At 64.1% G+C, this 16977-nt stretch carries 21 protein-coding genes; 9 read left to right on the plus strand and 12 right to left on the minus strand.

What is annotated here, in order from left to right:
• Positions 1–83: 83 nt before the first annotated feature.
• The 3 genes from ACFVUS_RS28395 to ACFVUS_RS28405 form a co-directional block, all read right to left on the minus strand.
• Positions 84–650, minus strand: coding sequence for an Imm42 family immunity protein (locus tag ACFVUS_RS28395; RefSeq protein WP_387772921.1), 567 nt, complete (start codon positions 648–650; stop codon positions 84–86).
• Positions 651–1072: 422 nt separating this feature from the next.
• A complete protein-coding gene (locus ACFVUS_RS28400) occupies positions 1073–1249 on the minus strand; it encodes a hypothetical protein (protein WP_387772924.1) in 177 nt (58 codons plus the stop codon).
• Between the two features lie 284 nt (positions 1250–1533).
• Positions 1534–2148, minus strand: a complete 615-nt coding sequence (locus ACFVUS_RS28405; protein ID WP_387772927.1) for a hypothetical protein — start codon at positions 2146–2148, stop codon at positions 1534–1536.
• Between the two features lie 446 nt (positions 2149–2594).
• On the opposite strand from ACFVUS_RS28405, the gene ACFVUS_RS28410 reads away from it, so the two are divergent.
• Positions 2595–2909 carry a hypothetical protein gene (locus tag ACFVUS_RS28410; protein WP_387772930.1) on the plus strand — a complete coding sequence of 105 codons (315 nt, stop codon included), beginning with the start codon at positions 2595–2597 and terminating at the stop codon, positions 2907–2909.
• Positions 2910–3044: 135 nt separating this feature from the next.
• Here the strand turns inward: ACFVUS_RS28410 and ACFVUS_RS28415 are convergent, their stop codons facing one another.
• A complete protein-coding gene (locus ACFVUS_RS28415; protein ID WP_387772933.1) occupies positions 3045–3350 on the minus strand; it encodes an immunity 53 family protein in 306 nt (101 codons plus the stop codon).
• 378 nt (positions 3351–3728) lie between these two features.
• Between ACFVUS_RS28415 and ACFVUS_RS28420 the strand changes: the two genes are divergently transcribed.
• Positions 3729–4253: an Ltp family lipoprotein gene (locus tag ACFVUS_RS28420; protein ID WP_387772936.1), complete on the plus strand. Its 525-nt coding sequence runs from the start codon at positions 3729–3731 to the stop codon at positions 4251–4253.
• 170 nt (positions 4254–4423) lie between these two features.
• Here ACFVUS_RS28420 and ACFVUS_RS28425 read toward each other — a convergent pair whose 3' ends face one another.
• A complete protein-coding gene (locus ACFVUS_RS28425) occupies positions 4424–5158 on the minus strand; it encodes an SDR family NAD(P)-dependent oxidoreductase (RefSeq protein ID WP_387772939.1) in 735 nt (244 codons plus the stop codon).
• Between the two features lie 150 nt (positions 5159–5308).
• Here ACFVUS_RS28425 and ACFVUS_RS28430 point away from each other — a divergent pair, with 150 nt between their 5' ends.
• Both ACFVUS_RS28430 and ACFVUS_RS28435 read left to right on the plus strand, forming a co-directional pair.
• Positions 5309–5923 carry a TetR/AcrR family transcriptional regulator gene (locus tag ACFVUS_RS28430; protein WP_387772942.1) on the plus strand — a complete coding sequence of 205 codons (615 nt, stop codon included), beginning with the start codon at positions 5309–5311 and terminating at the stop codon, positions 5921–5923.
• Positions 5924–6035: 112 nt separating this feature from the next.
• Positions 6036–6929, plus strand: coding sequence for an esterase/lipase family protein (locus ACFVUS_RS28435; RefSeq protein WP_387772945.1), 894 nt, complete (start codon positions 6036–6038; stop codon positions 6927–6929).
• Positions 6930–6950: 21 nt separating this feature from the next.
• Here the strand turns inward: ACFVUS_RS28435 and arr are convergent, their stop codons facing one another.
• Positions 6951–7364 carry an NAD(+)--rifampin ADP-ribosyltransferase gene (gene arr, locus ACFVUS_RS28440; protein ID WP_387772948.1) on the minus strand — a complete coding sequence of 138 codons (414 nt, stop codon included), beginning with the start codon at positions 7362–7364 and terminating at the stop codon, positions 6951–6953.
• A 65-nt stretch (positions 7365–7429) separates the two neighbouring features.
• Complete coding sequence (locus ACFVUS_RS28445; protein ID WP_387772951.1) at positions 7430–7714, minus strand: hypothetical protein; 285 nt, start codon at positions 7712–7714, stop codon at positions 7430–7432.
• A gap of 197 nt (positions 7715–7911) precedes the next feature.
• Here ACFVUS_RS28445 and ACFVUS_RS28450 point away from each other — a divergent pair, with 197 nt between their 5' ends.
• The 3 genes from ACFVUS_RS28450 to ACFVUS_RS28460 all read left to right on the plus strand — a co-directional run bounded on the left by ACFVUS_RS28450 (position 7912) and on the right by ACFVUS_RS28460 (position 9563).
• Positions 7912–8298: a hypothetical protein gene (locus ACFVUS_RS28450; RefSeq protein ID WP_387772954.1), complete on the plus strand. Its 387-nt coding sequence runs from the start codon at positions 7912–7914 to the stop codon at positions 8296–8298.
• A 283-nt stretch (positions 8299–8581) separates the two neighbouring features.
• Positions 8582–9160, plus strand: coding sequence for a roadblock/LC7 domain-containing protein (locus tag ACFVUS_RS28455; RefSeq protein ID WP_387772957.1), 579 nt, complete (start codon positions 8582–8584; stop codon positions 9158–9160).
• A gap of 31 nt (positions 9161–9191) precedes the next feature.
• A complete protein-coding gene (locus tag ACFVUS_RS28460; protein ID WP_387772960.1) occupies positions 9192–9563 on the plus strand; it encodes a hypothetical protein in 372 nt (123 codons plus the stop codon).
• Positions 9564–9599: 36 nt separating this feature from the next.
• Here the strand turns inward: ACFVUS_RS28460 and ACFVUS_RS28465 are convergent, their stop codons facing one another.
• Positions 9600–10322: a 3-keto-5-aminohexanoate cleavage protein gene (locus ACFVUS_RS28465; protein WP_387772963.1), complete on the minus strand. Its 723-nt coding sequence runs from the start codon at positions 10320–10322 to the stop codon at positions 9600–9602.
• A gap of 287 nt (positions 10323–10609) precedes the next feature.
• On the opposite strand from ACFVUS_RS28465, the gene ACFVUS_RS28470 reads away from it, so the two are divergent.
• On the plus strand, positions 10610–12646 hold the full coding sequence (locus ACFVUS_RS28470) for a CocE/NonD family hydrolase (RefSeq protein ID WP_387772966.1): 2037 nt from the start codon (positions 10610–10612) through the stop codon (positions 12644–12646).
• A gap of 275 nt (positions 12647–12921) precedes the next feature.
• Here ACFVUS_RS28470 and ACFVUS_RS28475 read toward each other — a convergent pair whose 3' ends face one another.
• Positions 12922–13281, minus strand: coding sequence for a hypothetical protein (locus ACFVUS_RS28475; RefSeq protein WP_387772969.1), 360 nt, complete (start codon positions 13279–13281; stop codon positions 12922–12924).
• 245 nt (positions 13282–13526) lie between these two features.
• Between ACFVUS_RS28475 and ACFVUS_RS28480 the strand changes: the two genes are divergently transcribed.
• Positions 13527–13829 carry a hypothetical protein gene (locus ACFVUS_RS28480; protein ID WP_387772972.1) on the plus strand — a complete coding sequence of 101 codons (303 nt, stop codon included), beginning with the start codon at positions 13527–13529 and terminating at the stop codon, positions 13827–13829.
• A 61-nt stretch (positions 13830–13890) separates the two neighbouring features.
• Here ACFVUS_RS28480 and ACFVUS_RS28485 read toward each other — a convergent pair whose 3' ends face one another.
• The 3 genes from ACFVUS_RS28485 to ACFVUS_RS28495 all read right to left on the minus strand — a co-directional run bounded on the left by ACFVUS_RS28485 (position 13891) and on the right by ACFVUS_RS28495 (position 16967).
• Positions 13891–14301 (minus strand): DUF4189 domain-containing protein, encoded by a 411-nt coding sequence (locus ACFVUS_RS28485; RefSeq protein WP_387772975.1) that lies wholly within the window; start codon positions 14299–14301, stop codon positions 13891–13893.
• Positions 14302–14551: 250 nt separating this feature from the next.
• Positions 14552–15577 carry an aldo/keto reductase gene (locus tag ACFVUS_RS28490; RefSeq protein WP_387772977.1) on the minus strand — a complete coding sequence of 342 codons (1026 nt, stop codon included), beginning with the start codon at positions 15575–15577 and terminating at the stop codon, positions 14552–14554.
• A 46-nt stretch (positions 15578–15623) separates the two neighbouring features.
• Positions 15624–16967: an FAD-binding oxidoreductase gene (locus ACFVUS_RS28495; protein WP_387772980.1), complete on the minus strand. Its 1344-nt coding sequence runs from the start codon at positions 16965–16967 to the stop codon at positions 15624–15626.
• Positions 16968–16977: the final 10 nt, after the last annotated feature.

Below are 16977 nucleotides of genomic sequence, written 5' to 3' on the forward strand. Positions count from 1 at the left end.
GACCCACCCGTCGAATAGGCACGAACGCACTAATCTGCCGCGACCCGCGCGCGGTGCACCGGCTGCGCCTGACGGTTTCTGGATTACTGACCGTTACGTGAAGCGAACTCGCGTTCCGCGGCTGCGATCTCGTCCAGGAACCTCTTCTGGACTCCGTCGAACTCCCCGGCCCTCAACCAGACCTCCTGAACAGGCACCCCGGACACCAGGACATCGAACTCATAGTGATCACGCGATTTCCATAACAACCGCCCACGAGTGTCGTCTTCGAACAGGAACAACCGCCACGGATCGAACTCGTACACTTGCGGTCCGACCGGAACCGACCCTACGGGCGCCCCCTCCTCGTGCATTTGCTCGAAGCTTTGTCCGCGGTCCTCATATATCGCCGCCATCACCGTGCGAAAGGCGACCTCGGCTGGCTCGTCGATCAGCTCCTCGCCCTGGCCTCCTCCCATTCGACGCAGGTGAATCTCCATGGGGACGACGGCATCGATCAGCTGGGCTTGCGGCTCGAAGATGCCGACCGACTGACCGCCGCACCACCAGCGAATGCGCCCCCACAGCCATCGGAAATAGTCCGGCTCGGACATCCTGCTGCTATCGAGCTCGAACTCAACAGCAAACCGGTCCGGATCGCCCACGATCACCGTTGACCGCCACCTTCCAGATGCTCGAATACCGCCTTCTCCTCGCGAGCCCAACAACCTCTAGGTGGGCAATGCCATTCTGCGCGATAGCAACACGGCCCGGCATATGCCACGCCAGCCACTGGCGAACGCGCTCAACTGCCGCATGGCGCGCTGACCGAACCGGCCAGTGCAGGCGGGCGAAGGTCAACGGGCCGAGCTGATCTGGTGCCGGCCGAACGCACCAACATGCCGATTACAGACTGTGGCGAGTCGCCGCGACGGGCGAAATGCGGTCGTGAGTTGGCCTCGATGGTTGGCACGGCGCACTTCGATCGACGGCTTGAGTGTCAACAGAACGGGCGAACGCTCGAGTGGATCAACTCCGAGTCCGGATGAGGAACGGTGTATTGCCCTTCGACTATCGCGCTTCGGGGATGGGATCAGATACCGAGGCTCTCACACAACACCAGCCCGTCTTCGCGATCGGACTTGAGCGCGAAACAGAGCTGCCTATCGCGCGCTCGCGGACCCGCACCCGAAAACCTGGACATCTCCTCGGACTGTGCCGCGTCCGCGGTATCGACGGTCAGGGGCGTGTAGGAGGCGTGCAGTTTCATTGCGGCTACGCCACCGAAGGTGATCTCGAGACAGCCGGGTGTGTCGAACCCGGTGCTTCGCAGAACCAGCCGCGAATGACCTGGCCCGAGACGCAGAACCACGAACTTTCGGTTGAACCGTGCGGGAAGGTCCGAGGGCGGTGAAACATGTTGCGGCACAGGCGAGCTCAATTCTCTGTGCTCTCAGTGATGGTTTCGTAGCGGTCGAGGGTCAGAGGTATCCGTTGGGCCAGCACCTCGGAGGACGACTGCCTGATTCCGCCCCACCGGCCAAGAACGCTCGACTAACGTGCACCTACGCCGATACGTTCCAGACGTTGCCGATCGCTTGGAACAGCCACCCTCGAATACAGGCCACGAACCCCCGGAGGGCGCGGTCCACGGCGTTCGCGAGTGAACAACATGTCCGTCGTCGGCCGACCCATCACCTCGGTGATCAGTTGATCTGTCCGAAGGATCATTCGACGAGTCCACACCACGCTCACCACGACAACGGTGCATCCCGACAACGCCAGGACCGCCGCAGCCCCCATCACCGCCGGCGAGCCGATCACAGCGAGAAAAACCGTCAGCGAAATAGTCACCCCGACAACGAAACCGATGAGTCGAAATATCCGATTGAACCCGGTGTTCCTGCTGCCCGCCGCCGCGGCGGCATCGCCCGCTGCCGCGACCACATACGCGAGCGCGCCCTCCTGCTCGAAGGCTGACAAACCATCGAACGCGTCCCCGACCACCAGCACGATGCGTCGTTTGCTTCGACGCAACCGCAAACCGTTCACACACCACGGCGGCACACCGCCCGACTCGACGTCGGGAGCTCGCACACCGAGCCGCGCCGCGAGTTCCTCGCTGCGACGACCAATCTCATCCACATCCACCTGCACATGATCGGCCATACGAACGCGGATCGCATACCAACGCCAAGGACCAGCCTGTTGCACCAAACAGCCGCATACCGCGCGGACCGAACGGCTCCGGCACCCCGAAAGACCAGCAGGCTGAACACCGCCCGGTCTTCGGCAGTGCACGATGACCGCCCGAGCCCGCCCCGATTTCCGGATGTCACTCCGCGTCCGCGTCACCTGCTGCCGACCGCAGTGGTCACCCGTCAGGTTGTCGATAAGCGGGCCACCGCCAAGCTGTTGGGTGCGACTGGGGTCAGCCGGGCTATCCGCCTCGGGATGATCAAACGTCCTCAACTGCCGCCGATCGTGTTGTTCGAACCGGCTAGCTCCGGAGTTGACGATCGACCGGCCGTGCAGATCCAGATCTGCAGACGTGCCTGTCCGGCAGCGCTGTCTTCCCAAAGTCACTGTCGGACCATCGCTTTAAGGTGCATGACATGTCTGTATGCGTTGTTCTCGACCTGTTCATCAAAGATGTCGCGAGTATGGATCACGCCGCAAAGCTGGTGCCGGCACTCAGAGAACTGCTCAGTCAGAAGGACATTGAGAACGAAGGGACCATCGAACCCCAGGGGGACGGAACGGTCACGATCTCGGTCGTGAGCTCACTCTTGAGCATCCGCGGCTTTTCGGAGTGGACCTCTGAGGTCGAGCAGGCCGTAGAACGGTTGGTATCGGAGCATTCTCCAGGAGCCTCAGCACACCTTTACTGGATGGATCCCGAGGACGGCCCCGAAGATCAGGAAGGCTGATCACGCGGAAAATCCGCTTCTGCCGCGCGGTTCGAGACGGCCACGCGGCAGGTCCGAAGATCAACGCGCCGAGGCGATCTCGGCCGGGCCGAACGTACTGAACAGCCGATGATCGGTACGGACGCATTCGCGCCTTCAGGCCCGCGTCGATGCCCAGGCACGAAACAGCGTGAGCGCCTCGGTCAGATTGCCTGGACCACAGGCCAGGTGGAACGTCTGCCCGGCGGTCCAGCCATGCACCCAGTCGTGCTCGCTCCGATCGATCTTCTGTCGGGGATGTTCCTGGTCTGCCAGCGGCGTTTCCCTGAGATCGATTTTGACCAGCCAGCCGGGGTTGTCGAGCGTTTCGATTCGCACACCCCATCCGTGTTCCCAGTCGCCGTCACACTGCGCGGCGTACCAGCTCTGCAGCCAGTCGAGGACATGTTCGTGCTCGGACATGGACGCCGATGCTAGTCGCGACTACGGATCGGCAAATGGCCGAGGCGTGTCCGTCGCGCCACGATCCATATCGGGCCGCTTCGTCGAAGCTAACCACTTGGCGAGACATTCGCTGCGCAGTTCGGATAGAACCGAACGGCGAAAGGTCAACCGGCCGTTCGGTTCTGAGCACATTCGCAGGCCGCCTGGTTGGGCCGAGTGCCGTGTTTCGTCGGGTCCGCGCGGGTCTCGTAGATACCCGGGGGACATGGACTGCCATCCCACCGACATCCTGTGCCTAACCGGTACCCACCGCACCTAACCGGCTAACAACACTCTGACGTCAGCAGATGGCACGACTGCACGATGCTCCACCCATCACCTGACGAATGGACACCCGTGAACACACCGACCCGCGTCGAGCCGTTCCCCGCCCCACAGCCCCGTTACCTGTCGGCCGCGGACGTGCCGAAGAAGCACAAGAAATGGGTGTGGTTGGTCGGCGCCCCGGTCGTGGCTCTAGCCCTGGTGGCACCCGCAGGGAACAGTGCTCCGGCTGCGGCCGAGGTCGCTCAGCCGGATGTCGCGGCGTCCGTATCGACGCTCGCGGTCGAATTCTCCCCGGCCAAGCAGGACATCACTTCCAGTCAGCGCAACGCCATCCGGGCTGCCCAGCAGTACCTCGATTACTCTGCCTTCTCCCGCAGCGGTCTGATTCACCAGCTCGAGTACGAGGACTTCTCCACCGCGGACGCTACGTTCGCAGTGGACAGCCTGAATGTGGACTGGAACAAGCAGGCGGCAAAGTGCGCCAAGCAGTACCTCGATTACACCTCGTTCTCTCGGTCCGGACTGATCGATCAGCTTGTGTACGAAGGCTTTACGCGCGCCCAGGCCGAGTATGGGGCCAATGCCTCCTACTGACAATCTCGTTCGGCGGTAGGCCCGGTTGCGAGAAGCGAGCACTGCGGCGCGTGGCCGGTCGCAGTGCTCGCGTGGTTTCGAAGTAATCCTTCGAAGCTGTTGCGGCGGTGTGGGTTCGGGCCACGCCGCCCGCAGCGTCCTCGAGTGTGCGTCGCCAGCTGGAAAGCGGTTCAGATCGCGGAGGTGCCGCCGTCGACGGCGAGCTCCATGCCGTTGACGAATGATGAGTCGTTCGAGGCGAGAAACAGTGCGACCGAGGCGATTTCCTCTGGCCGTCCCATCTTGCCCCGCGGAATCAAGGCTTCGAAGTGTGCCTTGGTCTGCGCGTCGAACAACTGTTCCTGGATCGGTGTGGCGATCTGGCCCGGACTCAGCACATTGACCCGAATCTGCCTGTCCTTCAACTCGTATAGCCATACGCGGGCCAGTGCGTGCAGTGCGGCTTTGCTCGCCGCGTAGACGCTGTAGTCGGGCCAGCCCTTGACCGAGGCGATCGACCCGGTCATGAAGATCGATCCGCCATCGTTGAACAGCGGCAACGCTTTCTGCACGGTGAACAACGTTCCGCGCGTGTTCAGCCCGAAAGTGGTGTCGAACTGCTCTTCGGTGATCTCGCCGAGCTTGGCTGGCACGGCCATCCCGGCGCTGGCGAACAGCACGTCGATGCTGCCATGTCCCTGTTCGACCGTCTCGAATAGACGATCCAAGTCGGCCAGGTCGGACGAATCACCTTGCACGCCGGTCACATTGCGCCCGATCCGCTCCACAGCCTCGTCCAATACCTCCTTTCGCCGGCCGGTGATGTAGACGTACGCGCCCTCCTGGACGAACAGTTCGGCGCTCGCGAGTGCCATACCGCTGGATCCGCCCGTGATTACCGCGATCTTGCCATCGAGCTTGCCCATGATCACTCCTTCACTTGCAGCGGCCGAAAATGCTGCTTCTAGCGGCGTAAACCAAACTATGTAAACGGTTCGGTGTACTTAAGCTAGCGGTTGCTCGACGGCTGCGCAAGCTAAGTACACCGACCGTTACCCACGCGGTAGTATCGAATGATGACCGAGCTGGACAAAGGCCCCCGCGGCCAACGTCGTGGAAGGGGTGCGCGCGAACGGATCCTCGACGCGGCACGAGGACTGTTTCGCGAACAAGGCATCAACAACACCGGTATGGACAAGCTGTGCGCGGTCGCCCAGGTGTCGAAACGCACTGCGTACCAACACTTCACCGGCAAAGACGAGCTGGTCACCGAGTATCTGCGCCGACTCGATCCCGACACCATGCCCGAGGTATTCGACCGCCCCGACCTCACCCCGCGCGAACGTCTGCTCGCCGCGTTCGACACGTCGCAGCTGCAACCACCGCAGGAGGTGACGCCGCTGTGTCCGTTCATCGCGGCCGCCGTCGAGATCACCGACCCGCACCACCCCGCACGTCGCCGCGCGCACGACTACAAGACTTCGGTCGCCGCCCGCTTCGCCGAAACCGCTCGCCAGGCCGGCGCCACCCACCCCGAACAACTCGGCGAACAACTGGCGCTGCTCCTGGACGGCGCCTCGGCCCGCACCCGGGCCCTCGACATCGAGACCCTCCCGACCGCCGCCGCCATCGCCGCGGTGCTCATCGACAATGCCCTGCCCGCAACGCAACCGGGAACGACCGAGGGCTGAGTACGCCGCTGCCCGACAGCAGCCAAAAGTGTGTATCGTCCTGTGCTGGTGCGGGATTCGCACTCGGTCGGGGGTCGATCACGAAGATGATGCCGAAGGGGCTGTTGCAGGCATGAGAATCGCCGCGAAATTCACGACCGCGCTGATCAGCGCGAGCATGGTCGCAATGGTGGCGGTGGGACCCGCCGCCGCCGCCCCGGACACCGGTTCCGGGGCGGCGGTTGTGCCCGCGGGCACCACGATCGAACCGTCGATCGATTGCACGCCGGACTCCGCGCACCCCCGTCCGGTCGTAGTACTACCGGGCGCGGACGGAACCACTTCCGACACCGCGACCCAATGGAACACCATGCTGACCACCGTGCGCGCCGCCGGCTACTGCGCGTTCCTGTTCCAGGGCGGAGTCATCAACGGCAACCGCTGGTCCGGCGATATTCCCAGCGCCGCACAGCAAGTCGCGGACTTCGTGACCGAGGTGCGTCAGACGACCGGGGCCGATCAGGTCGACCTCGTCGCGCACTCGGCCGGAACGATCGTCGCCAACCACTTCCTCAAAGCTCTCGGCGGTGCCCCCGTCGTCGCGCGTGCGGTGTTGCTCACCCCAGAAGCACGAGGCTGCGACGGTGCCGGGTTCCTGAGTGCGCTCGGCATCAAGAACTCACCCATCAGCCCGGTCCAGATGCTCTCCGCCCTACCGTTTCTGGGCACCGTCCTCGCGGCCATTGCCCCCGACAAGGCCAATCTCGTCCAAATGTTGCCCTCCTCACCGGTCTACCAGGCCGTCTTCAACGGCCAGATCACCCAACCGGGCGTCCACTATTCGGTGCTGTCGACCCGCAACGACGAACTCGCGACACCGGCGTCCGTGTGCACGAATCTCACCGAACCGGGTGTGAACATGAACTTCTACGAGGACTTGTTCCCGGGCGCCGCCCCGGTCGGGCACTCCACCCTGCGCTCGAGCCCCGACACCGCGAATTGGGTCGCAGAGCAACTCCAGGCCTGAACCGATGCCGGTTCCAGCCCATCAATTCAGAATCTCGCCACGCACCACGGTCGACAGGCGATCGCGCCAGGTCTGCAGCTCTTCGGGCGTGAGGCGGGTCCAGTCGGTGATCTCGCTGACGATGCGCAGCGGTGCGGTACTGCGGTACGAGCGGGTGGGGTTACCGGGGAACTTCTTGTCGGTCACGTTCGGATCGTTCTCGAATTCCCCGGTGGGCTCGACCTCGTAGACCCGGGGAGTCGCGTCACCTTCGGTCAGCTCTGCGGCGATCTCCGCGGCGAGGCCAGCCCCGTCGACACGCGCGGTGAAATAGATGTGGTTCATCACGATCTCGGGCCGGTAGTTGGATCGGCGGCCCGCGGTCAGCAATTCACCCACGCGCAGATCCGCGATCGTGCCGTGGAAGAACGGTCCATCATCGAGCTTGTCGGACACGTGAGTCCTTTCCTCTAACTGGTGGGTTGAGCGATTGTGCCGCATCTATCCGATGATGAGTCGGGTCAGGGTTCGGTCCTGCGATCAGTACGATTCGACAGCCGCTCGCTGAAAGTTTCCGCCCATGCGGCTGACTCGGACTCGTCGTCGCGCTCCGATGCGCGCTTGGCTGACTTCGCCTGACCGAGCTCGCCTGCCCGTTTCCCGCCGCCCGGGCGGGCCTGCACCGCGATGATCCGAATACACCATGAGGCGTATGCCTCCACCGACATGCCCGCGGCCTCGGCAGCATCTATCAATGTGCGCCAGTCCTCCTCGCCGACCGTCACCACAATCTCTTTGCTCACCATGGGAAGGAACGCTAGCCCCAACCATCGCCGACTCGGGTCGAAGGAGGGTGTGGCGGTGGCGATCGGCACAAATTGGGTAATTTGTCCGATACCGCCGACTCGGTTCGGCTTGTAGTTTCTGGTGGTATGCCGCGCCGATCGACAGCCCTGTTGGGCCTCACCGGTCACGGGTTCGAAGTGAGGAAAGAGAAATATCAATGCGGAGAACAGTTCTCGTCGTAATGGCGCTGGTGGCTGTCAACGGCGGGCTCACCGCGGTGGCCGGTAACGCGGGCGCGGTCGAGGATAAGGCGACCTGTGCCGCGGTCGATGCGGCGTGGACCGATTTGAATGCGCGGCTCGGAGCACTCGGCGGCAAGGGCTCGGTCGAGGACCTGCGGCCGATATATGCCGACACCGCGGCGAAACTCGATGCCGCCGCGGGCGCAGCGGACACCGGCGCGCTCAAGGATGCACTCGGTATCGCTGCGGTACAGATGAATCGACTCGCGACCGCGCGGGACCGCGACGATTTGAATCGAATGGCGCGAGATGCCGCGTTGAGCGATGCCATGGACAAGGTCGGCACACCCTGCGGATTCTGAACTTCTCGCAGCGGCCTCGCCCGTGCTGATTCCTGCTCTATCCGGGTTTGTAGCTCCGCATTCGCCATCGTCCCGCTATGCTGTAAATACGTAGCTACCGTAGCGAAAGGGTCAGTGCCCCAAAGGTACTGATCGGTTGCCGAGTTGCCTGTCTGGGTTGTCGGCATGATTGGAAGCGATGCTGTCCCCGGGTCCTGTCGGTCCCGGATTCGGAAGAACCAGTCTCCTATAACGCACGAATGGCACAGCGAGCCAAGAGGATTCGCTCTGCGGTGACACGGTTGTGGCCCGAGTCGCCCCCATCGGCACAGTGTGGTGTCCGAATGGTCGGCGTCGGTCGCGTGGCGGGGCAGATGATCCGGGCGAACAATCCAAAAGGGGTGATAGCTTGCACTCTCACCAGGCGCCGCCGAACAAAGAAATCGAAGTCCGACTATCTGAACTACGACAGTGCCTTCCGTACCTGATCGGCACGGTGGTGGCGTCGAGCGACGGCCTGCTGATCGCCAGTGATTTACCCGAGTCGATCGAGCCCACCGGTATCGCCGCCTTGGCGGCCGCGCAGCTGTCGCTGTCGCTGACATTCGTCGCGACGACCCACGGCATGGATTTGCACGAGGTGGTCATCGACAGTGGCGCCGGACATGTGGTCGTGTATTCCGCAGGTCCGACCGCGTTGCTGACCGTGCTGACCGCCGCCGACGCAGTGCTGGCCCGGGTGCACCTGGAAGCGCGTCCGGTGGCGCGAGTGATCGCGGACCTGTTGGCCCAATCCGTCGCTCCGGCCGAAACAGTGATGACCACTTCTGGATTCGCTTTGTCGTCCAACGGTTCCCGTCCGGAAGATCAGAAAACCTACTGAGCCGCAACGCAATACGTCAGAGAGGTGCGCGATGTCGAACCTGGATGTGGCATTGAAGGACATGATGAACATCGACGGTGTGCTGGGCGCAGCGGTCGTCGACGCCAGTAGCGGAATGGCCCTGGGTACGGCGGGAGGTTCTCGGACACTGGATCTTCAGATCGGCGCGGCAGGCAGCACCGAGGTGATGCGGGCCAAACTTCGCACGATCGAACAGCTGGGCCTCAATGACGGAATCGAGGACATCCTGATCACGCTCTCGGGTCAGTACCACATTCTGCGTCCCTTGGGCGCCCAGCGATCCAATGGCCTGTTCCTCTACCTGGCGCTGGACCGAGTCCGCGCCAATCTCGCTCTCGCACGCCATCATCTGCGCAAGATCGGCGATGAACTCGAGATCTGAGATTCGGTGCGATCGTGGTGTTGACAGCGCCATCGGTTATCGAGACTGGCCGATGATGTCCTCAGCGGCCCGGATCAAGCCGGCATTGCTCTCGGCGGGGGACTGGTCCGGCAGGAAAAGCACGTCCTCGAGACCGATCCGGGTATCCAGGCCCCGGGCGGCGGCCATGGCCAGGATGGTCCAGGCGGCGCTGTCCTCACCATGAAGCAGAATCGGTACGCCGGGCACCGCGGTCAAGGAGTCCAGAAGAACGGCGGCGGTCTGCCGCGCGGTGCGCGGGTCGGTGTCGGTGACTTCAGCCAATACGCGCAGTACGTGATGCGCGTGCGGCCAGTCGAGAAACCTTTGGGCGGAATCGGTTCCGGACCAGATCCCGGCCTCGATCCCAATTCCCTTGTCCAGCAGCGTCTCTGCGACCGCGACGGCACCGTCCTCGTGCCAGTTCACTGATGCGTGATCAGGCAGCACGGTCCACCCGCGCACCTGCGCGAGACGCTGCTCGGCACCCTGCGTAGTCCACGCCCCCGTTGTCACACCGACCCGGACGCCCGGCACCGCCGCACGCACGGCCGTCACTGCGGCCGCGACATGGCAGGGCTCCACGGTGTCGTACCCCGCAGAGTCCTTGGGATGCAGATGAATATCCGCGGCTCCAGCGCGAACCGCGTCCCGGGCCGCTACGGCCAGCTCGGCGGGTGTCACTGGAAGGGAGGCGCATTCGTCACGGGTTCGGACACCGTTCAGGCATACCTGCAACATGCGACCGAGTCTTTCAGATGACTGTGTCGACCCGCGCGATTCGAAGTGCCGTTGTACCGAGGGCTCGAAGATCCACGGGCAGAGCGCATCTCGACCGACAGGGCGTACTGCGATGCCGAGCCGAGGACGGTCCGGCTCGCTCGACCGACCAACAGTCTCAAACATACGCCACCGTCTGATTCGGTAGTGCATTTGATTCACAAGTGAATGAAACTGTGTTAGCGTCCGTTCCGCCACAGCGGCTCTCGGATATCGGAGCTCGCACAGCCCGTCTAGGGGGAACAAGAATGACGCGGTGGATCCGCTTGCTCCTGCGTAGTTCGATCGTGCTGCTCGCGCCGATCCTTATCGGTGCGGGGCTGGTCGTTCCGGCTCGCGCAGTGCCGGACGGTGGGGACCTGGCCGCCGCGTGGCTGGCGACTTACGAAGCGCCGCCGAAATATCCGTCGGTCTACATCGACTGGGATGTACCGATCACGATGAGTGACGGCACCGTGCTCAAGGCCAACATCTATCACCCGGCCGACGCCAACGGGCCGATAACCGAGCCGACTCCCACGACCGTCAGCATCACTCCGTACACCAAGCTGATGCAGATGCTGCTGGACTCGGCGGTCTCGATTCCGGTGCTCTACGACGCGATCGGCCAGCTGGCACGAATGCTGGACTTCTCCGCGGTCGGCCTCGGCGGGCTGACGGATATGCTCAAGATCGTGCCCGGCGGGGCCGCGCGAATGTTCGCCGGCGTGGACCGCAAGCTCATCCAGAGCGGCTACACCCAGATCGTCGTCGACGCCCGCGGCACCGGCTTCTCCCAAGGTTCGTGGACCGCCTTCAGCCCGACCGAACAGCACGATGGCACCGAAATCGTCGACTGGGCCGCGCGGCAGCCGTGGTCGACCGGCAAGATCGGTATGACCGGCTACTCCTACACCGGGATCAGCCAGCTCCAGACCGCCCAGCAGCAGCCATCGGCTTTGCGGGCATTGTTCGCGGTCAACGCGGGCAACGACCTGACTCAGGACTTCATCGCCACCGGCGGTGCGCTCGGAATGCCGTTCCTCGCCGGACTGCTGGCCGTGGTCAACGCGGCCAAATTCGTTCCCGATATGGTGGCGGTGCTCTCGGGCAAATTCGACTGGAAATGGTTCCAGGACAGAGTCAGTAGCCCCTTCAGCATGCTCGAGTTGTTCTTCGGCTACATTCTCGCGCTCAATCCCGACATGATGCCGCAGGCGACGAAGGATGTTCTCACACCATCGAGCACGCTGCGCACCGCCTGGGCGGGTGGCACCGACAAGATCCAGGCTCCGACGCTCATGGTCGGCGGCTGGCACGACCTGTTCACCTATTCGCAGGTCCGCGCGTTCAACAACATTCCGTTGCCCGCCGATCAGAAGAAGCTGATCATGGCCGACACCTATCACTTCAACGGGGGCAGTAACTTCGGCGCGCCCGGCCTGCCGCCGCGCTTGGATGTGTTGCAGCGTGCCTGGTTCGACAAATGGCTCAAGGACATCGACAACGGTATCGACACCTACGACCCGTATGTCGTGAAGCAGCAGGGCGGCGACTGGATCGGTCTACCCCAATTCCCTCGTCCCGAAGCCGAATACACGCGCATGTATCTCTCCGCGGCCCCCAGTGGGAACCCGTTCCCCGTGGTGCACGACGGCAGCCTCACCCCGGCGGTGACCGAGGACCGGACACGCCTCACCATCAGCCCCGGCATACTGCCCATCTGCTCGCGCGACGGCGCGATCATCAGCGGCGGCGCCATCGCCGCGCTGGATCTCTGCGGACGAGACAGCCGTGTCGCCGAAGCCAACGCACTCACCTTCACCAGCACCCCGGTAGCCGAACCGACGACAATATCCGGTCCGATCGCGTTGCGGCTCAACACTGTTCACGACACCAGCGACGGCGTCTGGACCGCGACAATCAACGACGTTGCCCCCGACGGCCAATCCACCGCACTCAGTACCGGCCAACTGATCGCCTCGCTGCGCAAGATCGACGACACCGCCTCCACCCGCTCACCCAACGGCGACTACACCGACCCCTATCCGGAGCTATCCCTTACCAACCGGCAACCGACCATCCCCGGCCAGCCCACGACGCTCGACATTCGCCTCAACGCTGTCGAAGCGATCCTGCAACCGGGCCACCGACTCCGCGTCGACGTCTTCGCCAGCAATTTCCCCCGCAGCCTCCCGCCCGGGCTCGTGCTCGCTGATTCCCAACTCGCACCACAACACATCCAACTCGACCCCGACGCACCGAGCTTCGTCAACGTTCCTCTCACCGGCCGACCCGGCTGGTAATCACCGACGCACGGTGTGGTGCGCGGAGTCCGCACGGCTTTGATCGTTGACCCTGACGCAGGGTCAACGATCCAACATGGTTCGTATGAATACGAAAACCACTGCGCCGCGGCACTTCACGATTCACCACGATGGTGTGACCATCTCGATGTCGCGGGGCGGCGAAGGCGCGATGGCCGGAGCTATCTCGCTCGGAGCGACTGGTCCAATCGGCTGTGCCTGGCGCGGAGCGGCCGAACATCAACCGGCAGAGCCGAATTGGGATCGGCGGAACATCAACAGCGTGGGTCTGCCACCGTGCCCATGATGAGGACGAGGAGATACCCGGCCATCATGAGCAGAATTCCGATGCTGGTCAGCCACAGTGAAGACCTGCGCGTGCGAACATGATTGGCCCACAGGGCGATCAGCAGGAACAAGCCGACAGTGAGCATTACGATGGAACCTGTGATCTGAATGCCCTCGACGACAGCGTAATCGCGATCACGTTGCCCGGAGCTGCCATGCGGACCCAGATCGCAGAAGTCACCGTTGGCCGAGGTGATCACGTATCCACCTACCGCGATTGCCGGTCCGATCAAGATCGAGCCGACAATGTAGATCACCGCGGATGGCACCGGCCAGTCTTTGATCATGGTCTCGGACTGTAATCATCGCTTGTGGGGGCGCTGCGGGGGCCTTGGGGAGATTCTGTGCCCGATACGCATCCGCTACTGCCTACCTGGCGCGCTGCCCGAACCGGCCAGTGCGGGCGGTCAAAGGTCAACGGGCCAAGCTGATCTGGTGTCGGTCGAACGCGCTGATCTGCCGGTCGATGTCCGGTCCGAGGTGCTGCCGCGACAAGATCGATCTGTCACCGCCGGGGCCTATCGTTGTCAGCGTGTCTGTGAATATCGGTGTTTGCTTCAGTGTCTACGACCTCAAAGTTGAGGACGCTGAGGTGATCTACAAATTGTTCGAAAAGGTTGTGAAGGAAACGCAATTGGAGCCCGAGGTGATCATCGCGCTTCGGGACAACGATGATGGGACTCGTGATGTTCGAGTGGTCTCCGAACAGCTAGTGGTTTTCAGCCGCTTCTACGAGTGGCGCCCGACCTTCGAGGAGTCATTGCAGCGTCAGGTGACAGAGGCCGTGCAATCCGCGAAGGTGTCCTTCGAATGGCACTACGCCGAAGAGGACTGAGGCCGAGGTCATCTAAACCTCCGGCAACGCGCCCAATGTCGAGAACTGTGCTGGACCTGGATCAAGGCTGGGTGCAGGCATGTTGGCGGTTGAACGAGCCGACGCTTCCGGTGCCGGTGGGGAGGTTGCGGGTGGCGTCCGCGTATGCCTCTCCCGGGTCTGCTCCCTTGCCGAAGCCGACGATCGGGAATCCTGCGACGATCGCGAGCGGACTCGTCACGACCGCACCGCAGCCGTTCGCGAACGTCACCATCATCCGGCAGTCGATGATGCCTTGACCCTTGCACGCTCGGTCGGCGGCTCGAATGGCGTCGGCTTCCGTCGGGTGATTGACCGAGAACGCGAAGACGTTGCCCCACGCGCTGAGGGAAACGGCGCCCCAGCTGACCGGGTCGGCGGCAGCGGGCGGTGCCGCGACAAGGGCAGCGGCGCTCACCGAGAGTGCGGCGGCCGCAAAGGATTTGATGAACATGTGGCGTGCTTCCTCTGCGCGCCGACCAGGGTGCGGCGATCGCATGGACGGTACCGCAGCGTGTTGATTCAAGATCGCCCCAAGTCTTGGGGGCATGGCAAAGACCATCATGAATTGAGGTATTGGTGACGGATCTGCCGAACCCGGTCCAGTTGTCCTTGGCTGCGGGAGCTCCCTCGTGGGCCGCGTCCTCCACCCGTGACTCGTGGTCATAGCTGTCGTGGGCGGAGAGCGTCCGGCACCCTGTGCGCTATATGGCGGGTGGGCTGAGGCGGGTGAAGTGCGGTAGGCGGTGGTAGGGCTCATGCGGGTATGAAGGGGTGGTCGCGCTTGCTTTGTCCAGGCGGGCAATCTGATTCGCGTCCAGTTCCCAGCCGACCGCGCCGAGGTTCTGTTTCAGTTGTGCTTCGTTGCGGGCTCCGACGATGACCGTCGCGACGGTGGGTCGGCGCAGTAGCCAGTTCAGGGCGATCTGCGGGACGGCTCGCCCGGTCTCCGCGGCGATCTCGTCGAGGACATCGACCACCGTGTACAGCAGCTCGTCGTTGACCAGCGGACCGGCGTCCGCGGTCTTGTGCAGGCGGCTGCCGTCCGGAAGCGGTTGTCCGCGACGGACTTTCCCGGTGAGCCGTCCCCACCCCAGTGGGCTCCACACCACCGCGCCGACGCCCTGATCGATACCCAAGGGCATCAGCTCCCACTCGTAGTCGCGGCCCACGAGCGAGTAGTACACCTGATGCGCGACATAGCGCGGCAGGTTGTGCCGGTCCGCCGCCGCGAGGGATTTCATCAGCTGCCAGCCTGCGAAGTTGGAGACGCCGACGTAGCGGATCTTGCCTGCGCGCACCAGATCGTCCAGAGTCGAAAGCACCTCCTGCACCGGGGTTCCGGCGTCGAAGGCGTGCAACTGGAACAGGTCGATATAGTCGGTGCCCAGGCGGCGCAGCGCGGACTCCACCGCGGTGATCAACCGGGACCGGCCCGAACCGGCGTCGGCGGGACCCTCGCCCGTGGGCAGGGATGCCTTGGTGGACAACAACACTCGATCGCGTCGCCCTCGAATCGCCTCGCCCAGAATCTGTTCCGCGGCACCGTCGGAGTACACATCCGCGGTGTCGAACATCGTGACGCCCGCCTCCAAGGCGATATCCACCAACCTGCGGGCAGCCTGCGCATCGGTATCACCGAACAGCTCACCGAGACCACCGAATGTGCCTGTGCCCAGGCTCAACTCCGACATGATCAGCCCCGAGGCGCCCAACCGTCGATACTCCATGACCACTCCTCCTGACTCGAACCCGTCGTATCCAGCAGTCCTGCGCTCATTTCGGCAGCGGCAACGCCGTGAACACCCCGTCGGGATCGTAGGATTCCTTGACCGCGAGCAGGCGAGAGGTGTTCTCCCCGTACGCATCCCGGGCGCGCGGATCATCCGGTTCCATGAGATTCGCCCAGCCACCTGGCAGGGCGTACGGATCCAGACGGTATCCGGTGTCGTCGACCCAGGACGACTCGGCGACGCCGTCGCCCTCGGCCCACGCGCCGATGATCTCCACGACGAGGTGATCGTCGCGGTAGGGGTAGGCCGTCTCGGTGACGGGGACGCGGGTCGCCGCGCCGTGTGCGTGGTGCACATTCAGCACGCAGGTGGCGGGCATCGCCTCCGCGGCACCGACGAAATCCTCGATGGCGGCGTCGGTCAGGCCCGGGAGCGTGCGGCTGCCGAGCCGGTAGTGCAGTCCGGCGGGGAATGCCTCGTCCAGGGCGTGGACGGTGTCGGCCAGTGCGCGCCGATCGACGTCGTCGAGCACCGGATCGCCGAGCGCGCGCACCGCGGCGATCTGCTGCAAGCCCTGCTCCGGATCGCCCGCCCACGTCGGGGCGGTGAACAGGACCAGTCCGGCGGGCGTGTGCATCGCACCGAACATCACGTCGAGAGCGTCGTCCGCCGACGCCGTCAGGTCTCGCCAGCCTCGCAGCACCGACCGCGCCTGATCCCACCCGAACGCGATAGTGCCGGTGACGACCGTGGCATGCGGATGCAGCCGCGTCCGGATCGCGGTGACGACACCGAAGTTCCCGCCCCCGCCGCGCAACGCCCAGAACAGTTCGGGCTCGTGGTGTGGATCGGCCGTGACGACCCGGCCGTCGGCGAGCACGACCTCCGCCGACAGCATGTTGTCCACCCCGAGCCCGACGAGGCCGATCAGCGTTCCGTAGCCGCCGCCGAGTGTCAATCCGGCGAATCCGACAGTGCTCACGGTGCCCACGGCCGCCGCGAAACCGTGCGGTCGCGCGGCATCGAGGACGTCGCTCACGGTCGCGCCGCCGCGCACCAGCGCCTCGTCGCCGTCGATGACGACCTCCCGCATCGTGGTCAGGTCCACCACCACCCCGCCGTCGCGGATCGAGCCACCGGCCCAGTCGTGCCCCCCGCCCCGCACGGACAGCGGCAGGTTCGCCGACTGGGCCGCGCGCACCGTCGCCTGCACATCGGCCGTGGTCTGGCAGCGAACCACCACGGCCGGGCGACTGCGGACCTGCGCGTTCCACGGCCGCACGAGACCGGTGATCGCCGCCGGATCGCTCACGACTCGGTCGGACGGAAGGTGCGAAAGCAACAGGGCGACAAAGGTTTCGATGCCGGTGCCCACGGAAGACGACATGGCGCGCGGT

It is taken from the genome of Nocardia sp. NPDC058058 (genome assembly GCF_042885355.1).
Taxonomy (GTDB): Bacteria; Actinomycetota; Actinomycetes; order Mycobacteriales; family Mycobacteriaceae; genus Nocardia.